This window comes from Thermosynechococcus sp. JY1331 (assembly GCF_031583475.1).
Lineage (GTDB): Bacteria > Cyanobacteriota > Cyanobacteriia > Thermosynechococcales > Thermosynechococcaceae > Thermosynechococcus.
Window position 1 is genome coordinate 1,604,583 of sequence record NZ_CP134180.1, and the last position, 18,386, is coordinate 1,622,968.

Sequence of the window (18,386 nt, forward strand, 5' to 3'; positions counted from 1 at the left end):
CATCCATAGGGCTAGGTTTCCTTGGGCAGTATTGAGGAGGCTTAGCTGCAATTTTAAAGGCTAGCGTCTTTTCCCAAATGTGGACATCAAAGCCCCCCTAGTTCCCTGTTGTTCTAAAAACGGGCGCCGATGCCAATGCGTGCTAAGGGATAGCCTGCACTAGAAAAACTTGCCCCTGCATCAATAATCACCGGTCCGATTTGGTGGGCTATGGCCATCCCGGCTGCACTGTATCCACCGTAGGTTGCAAATCCCACATTAAATGTGGTTTGACCAGAACGTGCCGGCACAATCGGCATGAGTGCTGCTGCCGAGGCAATGCCCGCAAAAGCCTCTCCCCGTAACTGATTGATTTGAGCATCGGTGTAGGCATTCGCTGCGCCCAAGGCCACTGCTCCCATGCCGTCAACATAAGCTTTATTGACAGCATCCGTTGGATTGATGGGGGTGGCCACATTGGTAATGCGGCGTTCTGCTCCTGGGGCGCCCACAGAAACCGTGTTGGGAGCTGTTGTTACAGAGCCAGCGCCAATGGCCACACTGTTGGCATGGATGGCCTGTGCCGATGGGCCAAAGGCAATGGCATTATTGGCACCCGTCGTCGAATTGTTGCCAATGGCAATACTATTGGCACCCCCAGGGTTAGCAGCATTTCCCAAAGCAATGTTACCGCACGTTACTGTTGCGTTAGTGATTGAACAAATTCCGGTAGCAAACAGTTGGTTGATGAGGGCAGAGAGCTGACTGCCATTAATTGCATCCGTACTCGTTGGTGCAATGATGCCAGGCGCAACATTGACAACCTTGCGTTCAGCACCGGGGGCACCAACAGACACAACATTGGCCTGTGTTGTTACAGAGTTTGCCCCAATGGCCACACTGTTGGCATGTTGAACTGTGGCACCTCTACCAATGGCCACACCATCAGTAGCACCACCCACGACTTGGGCAGTCTGACCAATTGCAATACTATCAGCCGGATTTGCAGTACTTTGGTGGCCAATGGCAATACTACGAGCCCCCAGCGCTTGGTTGCCTGAACCCATTGCGGTGCTATTAGCTCCTTGGGCTTGGTTACCAGAGCCTACGGCGGTACTGTTGTCGCCAGGGTTCAGGTAGGTGTTGGTGGTGCCATCATAATTATTCCTCATCCCCACAGCGGTGGCGTTTGCTGCATTCGCTGAATTCTGCATCCCCACAGCGGTGGCGTTTGTTTGGGTGGCTTGGTTGCCCGAACCCATTGCGGTGCTGTCAAGCCCTTGGGCTAGGTTCTGCATCCCCACAGCTGTAGTGTTGTCTGCATTGGCTTGGTTCACATACCCCATTGCGGTGCTTCTAGTTCCTTGGGCAGTGTTTGTAAAGCCAACCGCGCTGCTCTGAAATCCTTGGGCTTGGTTACCAGAGCCTACGGCGGTGGCGTCCTGTTGAGTGGCAAAGTTCTGTCTACCCACGGCGGTGGCGTTTGTTTGGGTGGCTCGGTTCTGCATCCCCACAGCGGTACTGTTGTCGCCAGGGGTCAGGTAGGTGCCATCATAATTATTCTGCATCCCCACAGCGGTGGCATTTGCTGCATTCGCTGAATTCTGCATCCCCATCGCGGTGGCATTTACTGCATTGGCTTGGTTCACAAACCCCACAGCTGTAGTGTTGTCTGCATTGGCTTGGTTCACAAACCCCATTGCGGTGCTATTAGCTCCTTGTGCGGTGTTTGCAAAGCCAACCGCACTGCTCTGAAATCCTTGTGCGGTGTTTGCAAAGCCAACTGCGCTGCTGTCATTTCCCAGAGCTTGGTTCGCAAACCCCACAGCTGTAGTGTTGTCTGCATTGGCTAGGTTCACAAACCCCATTGCGGTGCTATTAGCTCCTTGTGCGGTGTTTGCAAAGCCAACCGCGCTGCTCCGAACTCCTTGGGCTTGGTTACCAGAGCCTACGGCGGTGGCGTTTGCTTGGGTAGCTTGGTTGCCCGAACCCATTGCGGTGCTGTCAAGCCCTTGGGCTCGGTTCTGCATCCCCACAGCGGTGGCGTTTGTTTGGGTGGCTCGGTTCTGCATCCCCACAGCGGTACTGTTGGTGCCGGGGGTCAGGTAGGTGCCATCATAATTATTCTGCATCCCCACGGCGGTGGCATTTACTGCATTCGCTGAATTCTGCATCCCCATCGCGGTGCTATTAGCTCCTTGGGCTCGGTTCTGCATCCCCACAGCGGTGTTGTTATCACCCTCGGCTCGGTTCTGCATGCCAATGGCGGTGTTGTTACTGCCAGTTGTATTCGGAGTGCCATCACCATCAGCAACGTTTTGATAACCGACTGCGGTATTGTTATTGCGAGCTGCAGGGCTAGAAGAATGTGGTGTTCCAACTGTGCCGACTTGATTTTGTGCTCCTAGGGCAGTGTTATTGTTGCCTTTGGCTTGATCTTCTGGAATTGACAAATTCAAATTACCGTCATTGTTGCCAATTGTGTTGTTAGAGCCAAAGGCATGATTTTGAGAATTAACGGTGTTGATCCTGTTGTTAGTACCAACAGCGGTGTTTTCGGTATTTATGTTTGACCCAAGGTTATTGTTGCTACCGATCGCATGATTGGCGACAGTTCCACCATTTACTGTGTTGCTAATACCAACAGCAATAGACCGTTGCAAGGCAGGGAGTAAATTGTTATTTGCGCCACAAATTAGGTTGTCGCTCCCTGGACCAGCGGTAGAATCGAAATTAGGATTAGCACCACTATTCCCACAGTCTCGAGTTTGAGACAATGCAGGTGTGGTGACTAGAATAATGTGCACTGTTATGCTAACAACACAAGCCAAAACGGGGTGTAGTCTTTTGCACATGAGGATAGGCCTCCCAAGGTTAAGGTGTAAATACAACAGTCAAGTGCTTTGTAGAATTTTGCACTTTCCTATGGGCTACTCTTTCCTTAAACCCAAAAAGACACAAGTCCTACAGTCGCTAAAAAAGCGAAGGAAAACCCTGCCTTTTTGGTATCCCCCGTTAGCTCACTATTTAAGTAACTCTAGTCAGACTTCGCTTAATTGTCAAGCTTAGTCAAGCACAATTTAGATTTTTTTCGTTTTTAATCAACCTTATCAGTTCCTGATCGCCCGCTGTAGGCGATCGCGCCATGCCAAGGCAAGGGTGAATTCTGTAAAAGGAATGCGATAACAGTCTCCTGTAAAGGTTTCTAGCACCAGTTGAATTGCTCCTTTAGAATGAGTAGTTTGTGTGTCAATTCGTTGACCGTTACACTCAATCCAAATGTTTTGAATAGTCGATAATTCGCAAGTTTGCAAATGAATAATGCCCTGTTGGGTAGGGTGTCCCCACGTCAAGCGATCGCCCTGTTGACCAAGGACAGCGGCAATGTCATATTTACTGGTTTCAAAATTTTTTGCCCACTGGCGATAGTGTTCCACCTTCCGGTACTCGACCCAGCCCAACCATGCCAGCAGGATAAAAACAGCCAATAGGGGTAACCAGAGCAGACCGTGACTCATCGATCCACCAATAACTGCCGCCGCAATACATCGAGGGCATTCATAGCACTGAGATGCCGCACCCAATCCCGTCCCCGTTGACCACTAAAGCGAAATTCACGGGTCATGACCTCGCCATTGGGCAGTGCCACGCCAATATACACCAGTCCCACTGGCTTACTGAGCGTCGCGCCGCCGGGGCCAGCAATCCCGGTAATACTGACGCCCCAGTCACTGCCTAAACGCGTTTTCACGCCTAAAGCCATCTGGGCAGCCACCACGGCACTCACGGCGCCTTCTTGCTCTAAGTCCTCAGGATTGACCCCCAGTAGAGTTACCTTGACATCATTGGCGTAGGCAATTACGCCCCCCTTAAACGAGAGAGAACTCCCCGGCAAACGGGTTAGCATCTCCCCAAGGCCACCGCCGGTGCAGGACTCTGCCACTGCCACTGTTTGCTGTCGTTCCTGAAGCAGCCGCGCTACCGCACTGGCAAGGGTATCCTCATCCGCACCGTAGCAATCTAGGCCGACAATTTGGCGGATTTCTGCTTCAACGGGTTGAATCAATTGCTGGGCTTCTGCTTCATCTTTGGCACGGACAGTAATGCGGAGGCGGGTTTCCCCATTGCTGGCATAGGGCGCCACCGTGGGATGCTCACGGGCAATTTGGGCAGCCACTTTTTCCGCAAGTACCGATTCAGGGATGCCCCAGAAACGCAGCACACGGCTGTAAATCACCTCTTTTCCCCAGCCCTGGGAGCGCAAAAAGGGCACCGCAGTTTCTTGCCACATCTGCTTCATTTCGGCGGGAACACCGGGAAAGGTGAGAATTGTCAGACCCGTGCGCGGCTGCCAAATCATACCGGGGGCACTGCCAATCGGGTTGGGCAAAATCTGGGCGCCCGCAGGCAGGAGCGCCTGTTTACGGTTACTGGGACTAAAGCCGCCGCGATGGGCATACTTGCGTTCTAGATCGGCAATAATTTCAGGACGTTCTTCAAGGGGGGCTTGAAAGAAATCGGCGATGGTTTCCGTTGTCAGGTCATCGGGCGTGGGGCCAAGGCCACCCGTGAAAATCAATAGGCGGGCGCGATCGCAGGCAATAGCGAGGACTTTTTTGATGCGAGTGGGATTGTCGCCCACCACGGTTTGATAGTAGTGGGGAATCCCCAAGCTTGCCAGTTGCTGGGCCAAAAACTGGGCATTGCTGTTGAGAATTTCCCCCAGCAGCAATTCTGTGCCCACGCAAATAATCTCTGCGCTCATTGTTTCAGTCATCTTCGTTGTTGCGCACCCGTTCCCATACATACCAAGCGGCAAAGCCCATCAAAAGGGAGGCGGCCACGGCATAGCCCCATCCCCCCGGCAAACCGGCCAAGGCCAAGGCCAGACTCCCCACCCATAGCGTTAGGCAATAGATAAACAGCACCGTCATCCGCTGGGAAAGACCGGCGTTGAGAAGGCGATGGTGTAGATGTCCCTTATCGGGGGCAAAGGGAGACTGCCCTTTCAGGAGGCGGTTAAAAACAACGGTTGAGGTGTCCACAATAGGCACAGCCAGAATCAATAGGGGCAGCAAAATTGCCACCGCTGTGTAGGCTTTCACAAGGCCAATGACCCCTAGGCCGGCAAGGGTAAAACCCATGAAGTAGGCGCCGCCATCGCCCATGAAAATTTGTGCCGGATTGAAGTTATAGCGTAGAAACCCCAAGGCACCTCCTGCCAAGGCAGCTGCCAATAGTCCTGCCTCCGGCTCCCCCATCAGCATACAGACAAACAGCATCGCTGAGGCAGCAATACCCGACACCCCGGCTGCTAGGCCATCCACACCATCAATGAAGTTAATGGCATTGGCAATGCCGACCAGCCACACTGTCGTCAGGGGTAAGCTCAACCACCCCAAGTCAACAATGCCGACAAAGGGCACCGTGATAATGCGAATTTTGACACCCACGGCCCAGACAATGCCCGCCACCAGAAATTGCAAGACAAGGCGTAGAAGCGCTGGTAAAGTCAGCAGATCATCCGCTAGGCCAATCAGGAAAAAGGCCACCCCGCCAAGGGTGACCCCCCAAATCTCATATTCTGCTGGCTGAGGTAGGACGCCAAATCCTCCCGCATTCCAAACAATCAGCAGCGCCACCAGATTGCCTAAAAAGATCGATACCCCCCCTAAACGCACCATGGGACGAGTGTGAATCTTACGGGCATTGGGGCGATCGACAAACCCTGCCTTCTGGCCAAAGTCATTGACAATGGGGGTGACCAACAGAACAACGGCAATGGCAGCAAGGAAGGCAATCAGGTGGTACAGCATCTGTTCAGGGCATTGGCAGCAGGATTCCCTCTCAGGCTAGCACTGGTTGCGGCAATTGCAAGTGGGGATAGAGGGGAAATTGAGTACAGAGGGCAGCCACCCGCTCGCGGCAGCGGTTTTTAATCACCTCATCCTCGGGGGCATGCAGGCGATCGCTAATAATTTCGGCGATTTCCGTAAACTCAGCCTCAGTGAAGCCACGGGTTGTCAACGCTGGGGTTCCTAACCGCAGACCACTGGTGACAAAGGGAGAGGCAGGGTCAAAGGGAATCGTATTTTTATTGGTGGTGATATTGATTTCCCCCATCAGGCGATCGGCCTCTTTGCCCGTTAGATTTACCGATCGCAGGTCAATCAGCATCAAGTGGTTATCGGTGCCCCCAGAGACAAGGCGCAGTTGTCGCGCTTGCAGCCCTGCAGCGAGGGCTTGGGCATTGCGGATCACTTGGCCAGAATAGGCTTTAAACTCGGGCTTAAGGGCTTCACCAAAGGCCACCGCCTTAGCGGCAATAACGTGCTCCAACGGCCCCCCTTGGGTACCGGGAAAGACGGCTTTATCGAACTTTTTGCCCAACTCTTCATCACGGGTAAGAATCAGGCCGCCGCGAGGGCCGCGCAGGGTTTTATGGGTGGTGGTGGTGACCACATCGCAAAGGGGCACAGGATTGGGATGGTGACCTGTGGCAACCAAACCGGCAATGTGGGCAATATCGGCCATGAGGTAGGCCCCCACTTCATCGGCAATTTGACGAAACTCGGCAAAGGGAATGACGCGCGGATAGGCGGAATAGCCGCAGATGATCAGCTTAGGACGGTGCTGCCGCGCCAAATCCCGCACCTGATCCATATCGAGGCGTTCTGTTTCAGGATGGACACCGTAGTGAACGACGTTAAACCATTTACCAGAAACGTTGACGGGGGAACCGTGGGTGAGATGGCCACCGTGGGACAAATCCATCCCCATAATCGTGTCGCCGGGATTGAGCAGTGCCAAAAAGACGGCAAAATTGGCTTGGGCACCGGAGTGGGGTTGCACATTGGCGTGGGCGGCGGCAAAGAGTTCCTTGGCGCGATCGATGGCCAGTTGCTCTACTTCATCCACAAATTCGCAGCCACCGTAGTAGCGTTTACCGGGCAATCCCTCGGCATATTTGTTGGTGAGAACTGTGCCTTGAGCGGCCATCACCGCAGGAGAAGTAAAGTTTTCGCTGGCAATCAGTTCAAGGTGTTGCTGCTGCCGCTGGACTTCCCGCTGTACCATTTCAGCGACCAAGGGATCCGTTTGCGCAAGCCAATCAATATGGGTCATTTTATTGTCAATGGAGGGAGATGAACTGCCTTACTATCTTATCGCGGATCGCTGCCTGAGCCTTGGTTAGTTGCTCAGTTGCACGTTCCAGAGGCGGGAGGTTTCCAGGCGATCCAGCCACGTTTCGTAGAATGCCCGATTGGCGGCTTGCTCTTGGGGGTCAGTGGTCGTCCAAGGATAGGGGGCAAGGGCAGTGATTGCCGCTGTGGTGACGCAAAACATTGATTTTTGGAAGGTTTGGCAAATTTTCACGCGCAGATCGTCTTCCCCTCGGCCTTGGCGACGATAGAACTCTAAAAGATAGGGAGGGAGATAGTGGCGCATATCCTGCATGAGCAGTGTGGGAGGAATACCAGCCGCACCCGTGGGAATGGGATCCGCAAACAGGGCACCATAACCAAACTCGCTTTGATCGCGGGAAATTTGTTGCGCTTGGGCATTGAAGGAAATGAGGCCAAAGAAGGGGGTACCCCGCAGGAACACCGCTTCGACATAGGGAATGGCGGTGTCGGCTAAAAAGGTAAGACCAGCGCTAGCCGGCAGAATATCGTAAGTTTGGCCGTGAATGGTAACGCTGTAGGTAATGGGGCGATCGGCAGCCGCAATCAGTCCCGCGCGAATATGATCTACGACATCGGGAATGCTGCGAATCTCACCCGCATCGTAGCGATCGCTCAAGGTGAGAAAGATGGGATACATCACCGTCCAAAACTGCCCCAAGCCACTGTAGTAGCAGAGCATCCGCACCGTTTCCAGCAAAAACTCTGGAAAAAGCTGGTTCACGAATTGCATCAGGGGATTGCCCCGCAGTTTAGCGGCGATCGCCTTGGCCGCCAATTGCCGAAATTCTGCCGAATCAAGGAAGGCATCAAGACCGCCGCCCCCATGCCACATCATGGCACGCATACAGTATTCGGCGTATTCGTAGTTAATGCGGTCGTGCCACCAGTGGCGCAGCAGCTTGGGAATGGTAATCTCACCGTTGAAGTATTTGAAAAAGGGAAAGAGCACCAGAAACTGCCGCTCACTAATGTCGCAGAGATTTTCCGCGTAGGCCTTGAGCACCACCCCATAGCTTTTGAGGATGCCCACCACTTCCATCACATGGGTTGGCGTATCCGGTAACAGGGCTTGACCATTCAGCAACCGCTCTAGGATGGCGGTACGCAGTTCTTGATGCAGGGAGGTTGGAGCAGCAGTAATCAGGGTCATGGTACGGGCAGCGTAGCAACAGCAGTGGTGAGAAGGCTAACGGTGGTTTCACTCCAATGGATCAGCCAGTTGGGAATAATCCCTAAGATCAAGATTAGCGTGGCTAATAGGAGGCTCGGCAGGCGATCGCCCCACGCCACGGGCGGCAAATCCGTCAATTCATTGGGCAAACGACCAAAAAAGACGCGGTTCACCAGCAAGAGAAAATACACTGCTGTTAAGCCCGTCCCCACCATACACAGGAGTGTTTGCACTGGGAAGGTGAGGAAACTACTGCGGAAGATCAGGAACTCCGCCACAAAGCCCACCATGCCGGGGATACCGCCACTGGCCATGACACCGACAATCATCAGGCTACCAATCAGGGGCAACCCCCGCTCAGGGTTCAGCAATCCCCGCAGTACCTCAATGTTGCGGCTGCCGGTTTTTTCATAGACAACCCCCACCAGTAAAAAGAGGAGGGCGGAAATTAACCCGTGGCTCATCATTTGGGCAATAGCCGCCAAAATACTCAAGGGAGTGGCAGTGGCAGTGGCCAAGAGAACAAACCCCATGTGCCCAATGGAACTGTAGGCCACCATTTTTTTCATATCCGTTTGGGCGATCGCCATTAGGGAACCGTAGAGGACACTGACTACCGCCCAAGTGGCCAACCCCGGCGCCAAAACTTGCCATGCCTGCGGAAATAACTGCACGCCAAAGCGCACTAGCCCATAGGTACCCAATTTCAGGAGTACCCCCGCCAGCAGCACAGAAATCGGCGTGGAGGCTTCAACGTGGGCATCAGGTAGCCACGTATGGAAGGGCACGAGGGGAATCTTGATGCCAAAGCCCACCAAAATCAGCCCCAACAGAACCAGCTGTGAACTCAGGGGTAAGAGGGTGGATAACTGGGGGTCAAAGTCAAAGGAGGGGGCATGGGCTAACCACACCAGTCCCAGAAAGCCAGCCAAGAGCAGCACCCCAGAAATGGCTGTGTAAATTAAAAACTTGGTGGCGGCATAACTGCGCCGTGCCCCACCCCAAATCGCAATCAGAAGGTAGAGGGGAATCAACTCCAATTCATAGAAGAGGAAAAAGAGCAGCAAATTATCGGCCAAAAAAGCGCCACTGACACCCGCATTCAACAGCAGTACCAGCGGGTAATACAACCGCGGACGGGGCAGATTGACAGAAGTGGCCAAGAGGGCAATCAGCGTCAGGAAGTTATTTAAGACCAATAGCGGCAGCGACAGGCCATCCACGCTCAGGCGATAGCTCAAGCCCAGTGGCTCCAACCAAGGAATCACCTCGGTTAATTGCGGTGCTGCATTGGCGGGGTCAAATAGACGGGCGATCGCGAGACTGACGACAAGGGCGATCGCCATCACGACAGCGGCTAAACTGCGGTAGGTGCGCCCCAGACTTTCAGCGGGTAACAGGCTGAGGGCAAGGGCACCGAGTAAGGGCACCCAGAGAAGGAAACTTAACAGCGGCATTACAGTAGTAGCCATGCGATCGCCCCCCCAAGAATCGCCACACCAATGAACACCAGCAGTAGGTAGGCTTGGGATTGACCGCTGGCACTGTACTTCAGCAATTCACCCCCCACAAGGGAAGCCACACCTGTTGTATTCACAATCCGATCCACAACGTGGCGATCCACCCAAGCGCTCAACTGCGAGAGCGATCGCACTGCCCAGACCACGGTATAGCGATAGAGTTCCTCAATGTAAAGATCGTAGGCTAACAGATCCTGCACAAAGCGCAAGGGCACCTTGATCGGACGTGTCCACTGGCGTTTGAGGGTGACAAAGCCCCCAAGGAGAATTCCAGTGAATCCCGACACCACAAGCAGAACCACAATCCACCAATCAATCGTTGTCGGTAACAACTGCACTCGCTGCAAAATGAAGGGCACCAGCAAGTTCAAAATACTCAGGGTGACCATTGGCACTGCCAGCGGCCAAGGGACTTCGGGGGCGCGGCGGGTTTTAGGTTGGGCAGACCCCAAGAAGACCAAGCGAAAGACACGGGTGAGGTTGACAGCCGTTAGGGTATTAACCAGCAAAATCAGCCCCACCAAGCCAAGCTGGGTTTGCCAGTAATAGTCAATGCCGCGATAAAACGACCAAAAGGCACCCAAGGGTAGACAGCCAATCAGGGATAGACCACCAATCACAAAGGCTGAACTTGTGGCTGGCATCCGTCCGCCTAAGCCCCCCAATTCCGTCAAATCCTGACAGTTAGTGGTCATAATCACACTGCCAATACTCATAAACAGCAGTGCCTTGGCGATCGCGTGGGTGAGCAAGACAAACAGGGCAAAATCTGTCCAGTTGGTGCCGACGCCAATAAACACCAACCCCAGATAGGCGCTCGTCGAGTGGGACAGTGCCCGTTTAATGTCAATCTGGGCAATGGAAACAAGGGATTCACTGATGGCAGTCACCGCCCCAATCAGGATCAGCGCAATGTTTGCCCCCGGGCAGGCCACCAGAATCGGCTGTAGCTTAATGAGAATATAGGCACCCGCCGCCACCACCACTGAGTTGCGCATAATCGAAGCGGGGTTGGGCCCTTCCATCGCTTCATCGAGCCAGAGGTGCAAAGGTACTTGGGCACATTTCCCAGTCGGTCCTGCAATCAAGGCTAAGCCCAGTAAAAAGCCCCAACCGTCTGGTAAATTGGCGTCTTCTGCCCATTGGTAGAGATCGGGAAAATCATAACTCCCCGCAAGGCTGCCGACAGCGACTACCCCCATGAGGAGTAAGATATCCCCCACCCGTTTGGTGAGAAAGGCATCCCGTGCTGCTTTGACCACAAGGGGCTGAGCATACCAGAAGCCAATCAGCAAATAGGTCGAGAGGGTCAGCATCTCCAACAGGCCATAGCTGAGGAGCAACGAGTTACTGATCGCAATGCCACTGAGGGCCGCCTCAAAAAAGCCCATTAAGGCAAAGAAGCGAGCCATACCCCAGTCCTTTTCGAGATAACCAAGGGCAAAAATCTGCGCCAAGATGCTCAGACCCGTCACCAACTCCATAGCCCCCGTGGTGACACTGTTGATGAGCAATGAAAACGAGAGATCGAGTCCCGGTGCCTGTAGCCAATGCCAAACAATCGTTGCGGTGGCGCCACTGCGAGTTTGTTGCAATAGGAAAAAGCCATGCACAAAAGCAACAATCGTCATCAGCAGATTGAAATAGGCTGCGGGTCGAGGCCCGGTGCGCCGCACAACACCGGTGGCCCAAGGCAACGTCAGGGCTGCACCCACTAAGCCATAACAGGGTACCCACCAACTGGTTTCTAACAGTGAATTTGGCATGGCAAAAATGAACCTTGGCGGTTGAGGACGTTTGCAATACTGCTCTCTTCGTGTATTTTACAGGCTGGGGTTCCGCAGCAGTTTTGAGCCAAATCAATCATGGGGCAAGGATTCACTCTAGGGAAGGTTGAGCAATGGGGGCGATCGCCCTTCCTCGCTATTGTCCTAGCGGTAACATTTTTTGCCGCCCCACCCGCCCCAGCTCAAACGATTAGCCAGCGGGGAATGGTGACAGCAGCTCAACTCGCAGCAGCAAACGTAGGAAGAGATATCCTCAAGGCAGGGGGCAATGCCGTGGATGCAGCCGTGGCAACCGCATTCATGATCGCCGTCGTTGAACCCTATGCCGCTGGGATTGGTGGCGGTGGCTTTGTCCTTGTGTATCACGCCCAATCTCAAACCCTGCGTGCCCTTGATTTTCGGGAGCGTGCCCCCCTGCAAGCGACACCAACGATGTATCTCAACGCGAAGGGAGAGGTGATTCCCCGCGCCAGTTTGGATGGGGTCTTGGCCGCAGGCACCCCCGGCACCGTTGCTGGCTTAGCCGCTTTGCACCAGCACTATGGTCAACTGCCTTGGTCGCAGGTGGTGGCACCCGCCATTCAGGCTGCCCAACAGGGGTTTGCGGTTACCCCACGTTATCAGCAGTGGGCAACGATGCGCCAAGCCGTTCTGCAGCACGATGCTACCGCCGCGCGCATTTTCCTCAGGGATGGCCAAGTCCCCCCCTTGGGCACGGTGATTCAACAGCCGGAGCTAGCAAAAACCTTGGGGGCGATCGCCCGTGATCCCCGCAGCTTTTATGAGGGTTGGATTGCCAGAGCGATTGCCGAGTTTATGGCGCAGCAAGGGGGCAAGATCACCCTAGAGGATTTACGAACCTATACCCCCGTTTGGCGAGAGCCAATTTGTGGCACCTATCGTGCGTTTCAGGTCTGTTCGATGCCACCCCCCTCTGCTGGTGGTGTGGCCCTTGTGCAAATGCTCAACCTCTGGCAACTGTTGCCCCCTGCTTCTACCCCCAGCGATCGCGGTCACTACCTAGCCAGCATCATGCAAATTGCCTACGCCGATCGCGCCCGTTACCTCGGGGATAGTGACTTTGTGCCGGTGCCGGTCACGGCCCTCACCCATCCTCGCTATGCCCAACAGCGGGTCACTGAAATTCTTCCCCGTCGTGCCCGTCCCCAACGTGCTGTGAGTGCCGCAACCCCAATTCAACTTGCAGAGTCAGACAACACCAGTCACCTGAATGTTGTCGATGCCCAAAGAAATGCCGTTAGCCTAACCTTTACGATCAATGGTCCCTTTGGGGCGGGTGTGGTGGTGCCGCAAACGGGGATTCTCCTCAACAATGAAATGGATGATTTTGCCATTGCCCCCAATCAACCCAACCTCTTTGGTGTGGTTGGTATTCAATCAGAAAACGCCCCCCTTGCCAATGGCATCGAACCCGCCAAGCGTCCCCTTTCGAGCATGAGTCCAACAATTGTCCTCAAGGATAATCGCCCCAATATGGTTTTAGGCTCCCCCGGCGGCAGTCGCATTATTACCACCGTGCTGCAACTGTTTCTGAACGTCGTTGATTTAGGGCAGGATGCCGCCACCGCCGTTGCCCGTCCCCGCATTCATCAGCAGTGGGCACCGGATACCCTCTTTGTCGAGCCAACGATTCCAAGTTCTTGGATTCAAGCGTGGCAACAGTGGGGCTATCGGGTAGAACAAAGCCGCCCTTGGGGAAATGCCAGCTTAATTCGCGTTTTGGATCAGGGACAATTGGAAGGGGCAGCCGATCCGCGGGGGGAAGGTGCTGCCATGGGTTGGTAGAGGAGAAATATGGCACAGGTGAGTATGGCCGCCTTAGTCGCCGCAGTGCGAGCGGGCAATTGGTTGATTAGTTTTCCCACCGATACGGTGCCCGCCTTGGCCAGTCGGTGCGATCGCGGGGAATTGATCTATGCTGCCAAGGAGCGCCAACCGGCTAAACCCTTGATCCTCATGGGCGCCCATCCTGAGCAACTCTGGCCCTTTGTGCGCGGTAGTGCTGCTGAATGGGAGCAGTGGTCTGCCATGGCGGCGCGTTATTGGCCGGGAGCCGTGACCTTGGTGTTGCCCGCTGCTGAACTTCCTGCAGGTTTGAACCCCCTAGGTACAGGCACAATTGGCTTGCGGGTTCCCGATTGGCCGCCTGCCCAAGCCCTCCTCGAGCAAACAGGACCATTGGCCACCACCAGTATTAACCGTTCAGGTCAGCCGCCACTCATTGAATGGGGGGCGATCGCCCGTGAGTTTCCCCAAGTGCTGACGCTCCATCCGTGGCAGTTACCCCCTACTCCCCCAGAACCTTCAACCGTCGTGCAATGGCAATCGGGGGAATGGCACGTCCTGCGCCAAGGGCGAGTGCAGATGAAAACACCCTAATACTGGGAATCAATTTCCCCAGAGGCGACCCGTTCGAGGAGTTCCTGTAAAATTTTTTCCTCTTCTTCGGAAATTTCGCCATCGGCAAGCACTGCGTCAATAATTTGGCCATGTTCCTCCAGGGTCAGAATTTTATCTTCTAGGGCTTTTTCCACTAAAGCTTTAATTTGGGCTGTATCCATACTGCGACTCCACGTCGTCACTGCCAGTATAGCCTCATGCTTTGTAAAGCTGACGTTTGTCTCTATTGGCCAAGCAATTGGGTACCTAAGACTTTCTCCAAGGTGTAGGGACAGGTTTCAGGGAGATCTGAGTAATCCAAGGGGGTTTCACGCACCACTAAATCTTTGCCAGATTCATAGGCCTCAGCGATCGCCTGGGGTAAGTAGGGTTGCAGGCTGGGGTTTTGACTGATCAGCTTCTCCACAGCTCGCCGTTGTTCGCGAATGGTTGCTCGCCAGCTTTTACTGCGTTTTTGCGGCTGATAGTCCCACTTCAGGAGATGTCCAATGAGAATCCCGAGGCGATTTTCTAGCTCCCGACGCTCCTGCCGTCCCAAGGCTTCGATTTCCTCTACTAGGTGGGCAATATCAAGGTGGCCAAAGTCGCCTGCCTTGAGCAACTTCGCCTGCTCTAGGGTCCAAGCATAAAAGTCCGTGTCATACAGAGGAGAGGTCATGGCCTTTGATGGTGAACTATTCCGTGGGATACAAATCTCGCGGGAAGTCTGGGTCGAGCAATTGTTCTAGGGTATAGGGACAGGTTGGGGGTAAATCTGGATAGTCTAGGGGCGTTTCCAAGCACACTAAGTCTAGTCCTGCCAAATAGGCTTTGGCGATCGCCTTCGTTAGATAAGACTGAAGGCTAGGATTTTCCTCCAATAAATCCTTAATCTCGCGTCGTTGCATCTGAATCGTGACTCGCCAACTTTTACTGCGTCTTTCTGGCTGGTACTCCCACTTCAGCAAATGCCCAATCAAAACACCGAGGCGGTTTTTTAGTTCTTGCCGCTGCTGCCGTGCCAAGGCTTCGATTTCCTCTACTAGGTGGGCAATATCAAGATGGCTAAAGTCGCCTGTCTTGAGTAGCTTCGCCTGCTCTAGGGTCCAAGCATAAAAGTCGCTTTCATAAAGATTGCTTTGCATGATTTTTGATGAGCAGATCCCCTCAAGCTGCATTTTAGATAATGTACGCTGCAAAAAATTGCCCCAAGCTAGGACTGGCACTCACCAGTGTATGAAAGATACGACTCCCGGCTTCCTGCCCCGGCTGAATGGGAAACATTCTCTGCCACGGTTCTGGCGGGTCTAACCATTGCCAGTGGGCACCAGCGGCATGGACAATTGGCCAAGCGGGGGCAACATCCCAAATGCGAGGTGTGCGCTCCACAGCACCAAGCGTATAACCCGCAGCAACGGTCAGCAAGTTGTAACTGGCGGATCCCAACATGCGAATTTTGCAGGGGAAGGAGCGCTTGAGCACATCAGTACTGCGGGCACAAAGACTAAAAAACGTCTGCAACGTTGGCTCACTGACTTTGACGCGAATGGGTTTCTCATTCAAATAGGCACCGTTGGCATGGTCAGGGGCTTGATAGAAGCCATAAAACGTCTGCTGCAAGCCGGGAACGTGCACATAGCCAAATACGGGTGTGCCTTGGTAGAGCAGACTGAGGGCAATACACCAAATGGGCAGACCATGACTATAGTTAGTCGTGCCATCAATGGGATCAATGATCCAACACCACTGTTCACCACCGTAGGTATGGTTGCCCTCTTCACTCAGGCAGCCATGGTGGGGAAAGCGCTCTTGCAGCATCGCGGTGATTTTTTGATCGGCCCAAAGGTCAGCACGGGTAACAAGGCTGCCATCGGCTTTGCGATCGCTGGGGGATTGCCCTGCCCACTCCAGCAAACGGGGGGCAACCACCTGTTGAATCTGTTGACAGGTTTGCAGCACCTCAGACCAAAACCCTGAGTTCATTGGCTGTCTCCCACCGCGATACAATGAGCACGTCTGATCCTATACCCACTGGTCAATATCCGTCCCGACTCCCCATGGCACAAACACTGGTCGTCAAAATTGGCACATCGAGCTTAACGGGGGGTAAAGAAGGAAATCTAGCCTTGGCCACCATTGCCCAACTGGTGGAGGTCTTGTGTCACTGTCAACGGCGGGGCGATCGCGTGGTTTTGGTTTCTTCGGGAGCAGTGGGTGTAGGCGCTGCGCGCTTGGGCTTAACAGAGCGTCCCCAACAATTAGCCCAAAAACAAGCAGTGGCAGCAGTGGGGCAGGGACACCTAATGCGCATGTACGATGATCTTTTTTCAGTCCTGCGCCAGCCGATTGCCCAAATCCTCGTGACGCGGCAAAATTTTGTCGATCGCCAGAGCTACCTGAATATCTACAACACGTTCCAAGCGCTGTTTGAACTGGGCGTCATCCCCATTGTCAATGAAAACGATACGGTGGCGGTGGATGAACTCAAGTTTGGCGACAATGATACCCTCTCAGCCCTTGTGGCGAGCCTTGTGGAAGCGGATTGGTTATTTTTGCTCACGGATGTCGATCGCCTCTACTCAGCGGACCCGCGCATTGATAAAACAGCTGTTCCCATTGAGCGGGTGGTCTCCTTAGCCGAGTTAGCCCAAACGATTCAAATTGGTGCTGCTGGCTCCCCTTGGGGCACCGGGGGCATGGCCACCAAAATTCGGGCTGCCGAGATTGCCACCGAAGCCGGCGTACGCACTGTCATTACCGATGGGCGATCGCCCACCAACCTCCTGAAAATCCTTGCGGGTGAACCCTTGGGCACCCACTTTGAACCCCGTCCCAAAACCATCAATGCCCGCAAACGCTGGATTGCCCGTGCCCTCATTCCCAAAGGCGAGTTGTGGCTCGATGAGGGTGCCGTTAAGGCCATTACTGTGGGTGGCAAGTCTCTTTTGGCAGCAGGCATCACCCGTGTTGCAGGGGAGTTTCAAGCCCAAGATGCCGTGAAGCTCTGTGACCCCGCAGGCACTGAAATTGCCCGTGGCCTTGTCAACTACAACAGTGAAGAAATCCGGCGTGTGCAGGGGCAACAGTCCAGCGAACTAGCCAAGATCCTCGGCTATGCCGCTGCCGATACGATTGTCCACCGCGACAACTTGGTGGTGACCCTGTAACCGTGCTTTATCGCCCCAAAAAGAACGATCGGTAGCAAGTGCGGTAAAATTACTCACTAACTGTGACGGTTTATGCAGCGATTGGGGGTAGGTTTTGCATCTGGCATAGTCACACCAAGGAGGGCGTATCCCTCTAGGACAGTACCTGATGGGCGAAAGGACACGTATGGTTCAATTCCACATCCAACCAGATAGCGAAATTCCTGCTTCAACTCAGCTCTTTAACCAAATTAGTTTTGCGATCGCTGCACGGCAATTTCCGCCGGGGTATCGCTTGCCCAGTACGCGGCAGCTCGCCATGCAAACTGGATTGCACCGCAACACGATCAGCAAAGTTTACGAACGCCTTGAAGCTGCTGGTTTAGTCGTGCCCCAAGTGGGGTCGGGCATCTATGTGCGTGCCCTCGGCCAAGAGGAAACCCGTCCTCGCCAACGCCGACCCGCTGTTGTGCCTGTACACCGCATTGTTCAAGAAAGTGTCGATACCCTCCTCGAAATGGGCTATTCCCTGAGTCAAATTCGCGAGTTATTCCTTGCCGAGATTGATGCCCGCCAGAAAGCTGGAGTGAGGGTTTTGGTGACGGTGCCCCGCCACGATCAAGGGGCTGGCGAACTGATTGTTCAGGAACTGCAACAACTGCTGCCAATTCCCGTCGAGCTGATTTTTCTTGAAGACTTAGAAACCGTCCTTGATGGCGATACCTCTGCAACTGTCGTTACCGTGCGCTATTTTGCCAGCATGACGGAAGCGATTACCCGCGATAAAGACGTGCGAGTATTTTTCATCGACATCTACAACTACCAGCGGGAACTGGAAGTGGTGCGACAATTGCCAAAAGGCTCCTGCTTGGGGTTGGTCAGCCTGAGTTCCGGTACCCTCGGTGTGGCAGAGGTGATGATCCACAGTTTGCGCGGGGATGAGCTACTCTTGGTGACGGCTCAAGCCAACGATAACTATAAGCTCAATGCCTTGGTGCACCGTGCCCACACGATCATTAGCGATCGCGCCAGTGGGGAACGGGTCAAGGCAGCCATTGCGGCGGCCCGTCATGAGTTGATTCGCATCCCCCGTCTCATTTGCTGCGAAAGCTACATTGATCCACAGTCGGTTGAGCTGCTGAAACGGGAAATTGGTCTGACGGAGGATCTCCCCCTCGAAGCTAAAGCCTCTTGAC

16 protein-coding genes are annotated in these 18,386 nt (G+C 54.1%); 4 read left to right on the plus strand and 12 right to left on the minus strand.

Annotated elements, in window-relative coordinates; all coding sequences use genetic code 11:
• Window positions 1-113 precede the first annotated feature (113 nt).
• From RHJ31_RS07745 to RHJ31_RS07780, 8 genes are all read right to left on the minus strand, one after another.
• A complete protein-coding gene (locus RHJ31_RS07745) occupies window positions 114-2,438 on the minus strand; it encodes a YadA-like family protein (protein WP_310445772.1) in 2,325 nt (774 codons plus the stop codon).
• A gap of 651 nt (window positions 2,439-3,089) precedes the next feature.
• A complete protein-coding gene (locus tag RHJ31_RS07750) occupies window positions 3,090-3,497 on the minus strand; it encodes a hypothetical protein (RefSeq protein ID WP_302676190.1) in 408 nt (135 codons plus the stop codon).
• The gene (locus tag RHJ31_RS07755; RefSeq protein WP_302676191.1) at window positions 3,494-4,744 is read right to left on the minus strand and encodes a competence/damage-inducible protein A; all 1,251 of its coding nucleotides are present in this window, start codon (window positions 4,742-4,744) and stop codon (window positions 3,494-3,496) included. Before RHJ31_RS07755 ends, RHJ31_RS07750 begins: the two co-directional genes overlap by 4 nt.
• Window positions 4,745-4,748: 4 nt before the next feature.
• The gene (locus RHJ31_RS07760) at window positions 4,749-5,795 is read right to left on the minus strand and encodes a glycosyltransferase family 4 protein (protein ID WP_302676192.1); all 1,047 of its coding nucleotides are present in this window, start codon (window positions 5,793-5,795) and stop codon (window positions 4,749-4,751) included.
• 31 nt (window positions 5,796-5,826) lie between these two features.
• A complete protein-coding gene (glyA, locus tag RHJ31_RS07765) occupies window positions 5,827-7,104 on the minus strand; it encodes a serine hydroxymethyltransferase (protein WP_302676193.1) in 1,278 nt (425 codons plus the stop codon).
• A 66-nt stretch (window positions 7,105-7,170) separates the two neighbouring features.
• Complete coding sequence (locus tag RHJ31_RS07770) at window positions 7,171-8,316, minus strand: CO2 hydration protein (RefSeq protein WP_302676194.1); 1,146 nt, start codon at window positions 8,314-8,316, stop codon at window positions 7,171-7,173.
• Window positions 8,313-9,809: an NADH-quinone oxidoreductase subunit M gene (locus RHJ31_RS07775; protein ID WP_225901535.1), complete on the minus strand. Its 1,497-nt coding sequence runs from the start codon at window positions 9,807-9,809 to the stop codon at window positions 8,313-8,315. The genes RHJ31_RS07770 and RHJ31_RS07775 overlap by 4 nt, the downstream gene beginning before the upstream one ends.
• A complete protein-coding gene (locus RHJ31_RS07780; RefSeq protein WP_302676195.1) occupies window positions 9,794-11,623 on the minus strand; it encodes an NAD(P)H-quinone oxidoreductase subunit F in 1,830 nt (609 codons plus the stop codon). The genes RHJ31_RS07775 and RHJ31_RS07780 overlap by 16 nt, the downstream gene beginning before the upstream one ends.
• Before the next feature lie 99 nt (window positions 11,624-11,722).
• On the opposite strand from RHJ31_RS07780, the gene ggt reads away from it, so the two are divergent.
• Window positions 11,723-13,450 carry a gamma-glutamyltransferase gene (gene ggt, locus RHJ31_RS07785; protein WP_302676196.1) on the plus strand — a complete coding sequence of 576 codons (1,728 nt, stop codon included), beginning with the start codon at window positions 11,723-11,725 and terminating at the stop codon, window positions 13,448-13,450.
• Window positions 13,451-13,459: 9 nt separating this feature from the next.
• Entirely contained in the window at window positions 13,460-14,044 is a 585-nt protein-coding gene (locus RHJ31_RS07790) for an L-threonylcarbamoyladenylate synthase (RefSeq protein ID WP_302676197.1), read from the plus strand.
• Here RHJ31_RS07790 and RHJ31_RS07795 read toward each other — a convergent pair.
• From RHJ31_RS07795 to RHJ31_RS07810, 4 genes are all read right to left on the minus strand, one after another.
• Window positions 14,041-14,226, minus strand: coding sequence for a hypothetical protein (locus RHJ31_RS07795; RefSeq protein WP_302676198.1), 186 nt, complete (start codon window positions 14,224-14,226; stop codon window positions 14,041-14,043). The genes RHJ31_RS07790 and RHJ31_RS07795 overlap by 4 nt on opposite strands.
• 62 nt (window positions 14,227-14,288) lie before the next feature.
• Window positions 14,289-14,723: a DUF29 domain-containing protein gene (locus RHJ31_RS07800; RefSeq protein ID WP_302676199.1), complete on the minus strand. Its 435-nt coding sequence runs from the start codon at window positions 14,721-14,723 to the stop codon at window positions 14,289-14,291.
• A 16-nt stretch (window positions 14,724-14,739) separates the two neighbouring features.
• Entirely contained in the window at window positions 14,740-15,189 is a 450-nt protein-coding gene (locus tag RHJ31_RS07805; protein ID WP_302676200.1) for a DUF29 domain-containing protein, read from the minus strand.
• Between the two features lie 34 nt (window positions 15,190-15,223).
• Window positions 15,224-16,027 carry an inositol monophosphatase family protein gene (locus RHJ31_RS07810; RefSeq protein WP_206199722.1) on the minus strand — a complete coding sequence of 268 codons (804 nt, stop codon included), beginning with the start codon at window positions 16,025-16,027 and terminating at the stop codon, window positions 15,224-15,226.
• Window positions 16,028-16,101: 74 nt separating this feature from the next.
• On the opposite strand from RHJ31_RS07810, the gene proB reads away from it, so the two are divergent.
• Complete coding sequence (proB, locus tag RHJ31_RS07815; protein WP_302676201.1) at window positions 16,102-17,211, plus strand: glutamate 5-kinase; 1,110 nt, start codon at window positions 16,102-16,104, stop codon at window positions 17,209-17,211.
• 166 nt (window positions 17,212-17,377) lie between these two features.
• Window positions 17,378-18,385, plus strand: a complete 1,008-nt coding sequence (locus RHJ31_RS07820; RefSeq protein ID WP_302676202.1) for a GntR family transcriptional regulator — start codon at window positions 17,378-17,380, stop codon at window positions 18,383-18,385.
• The last annotated feature ends 1 nt before the right edge of the window (window position 18,386 follow it).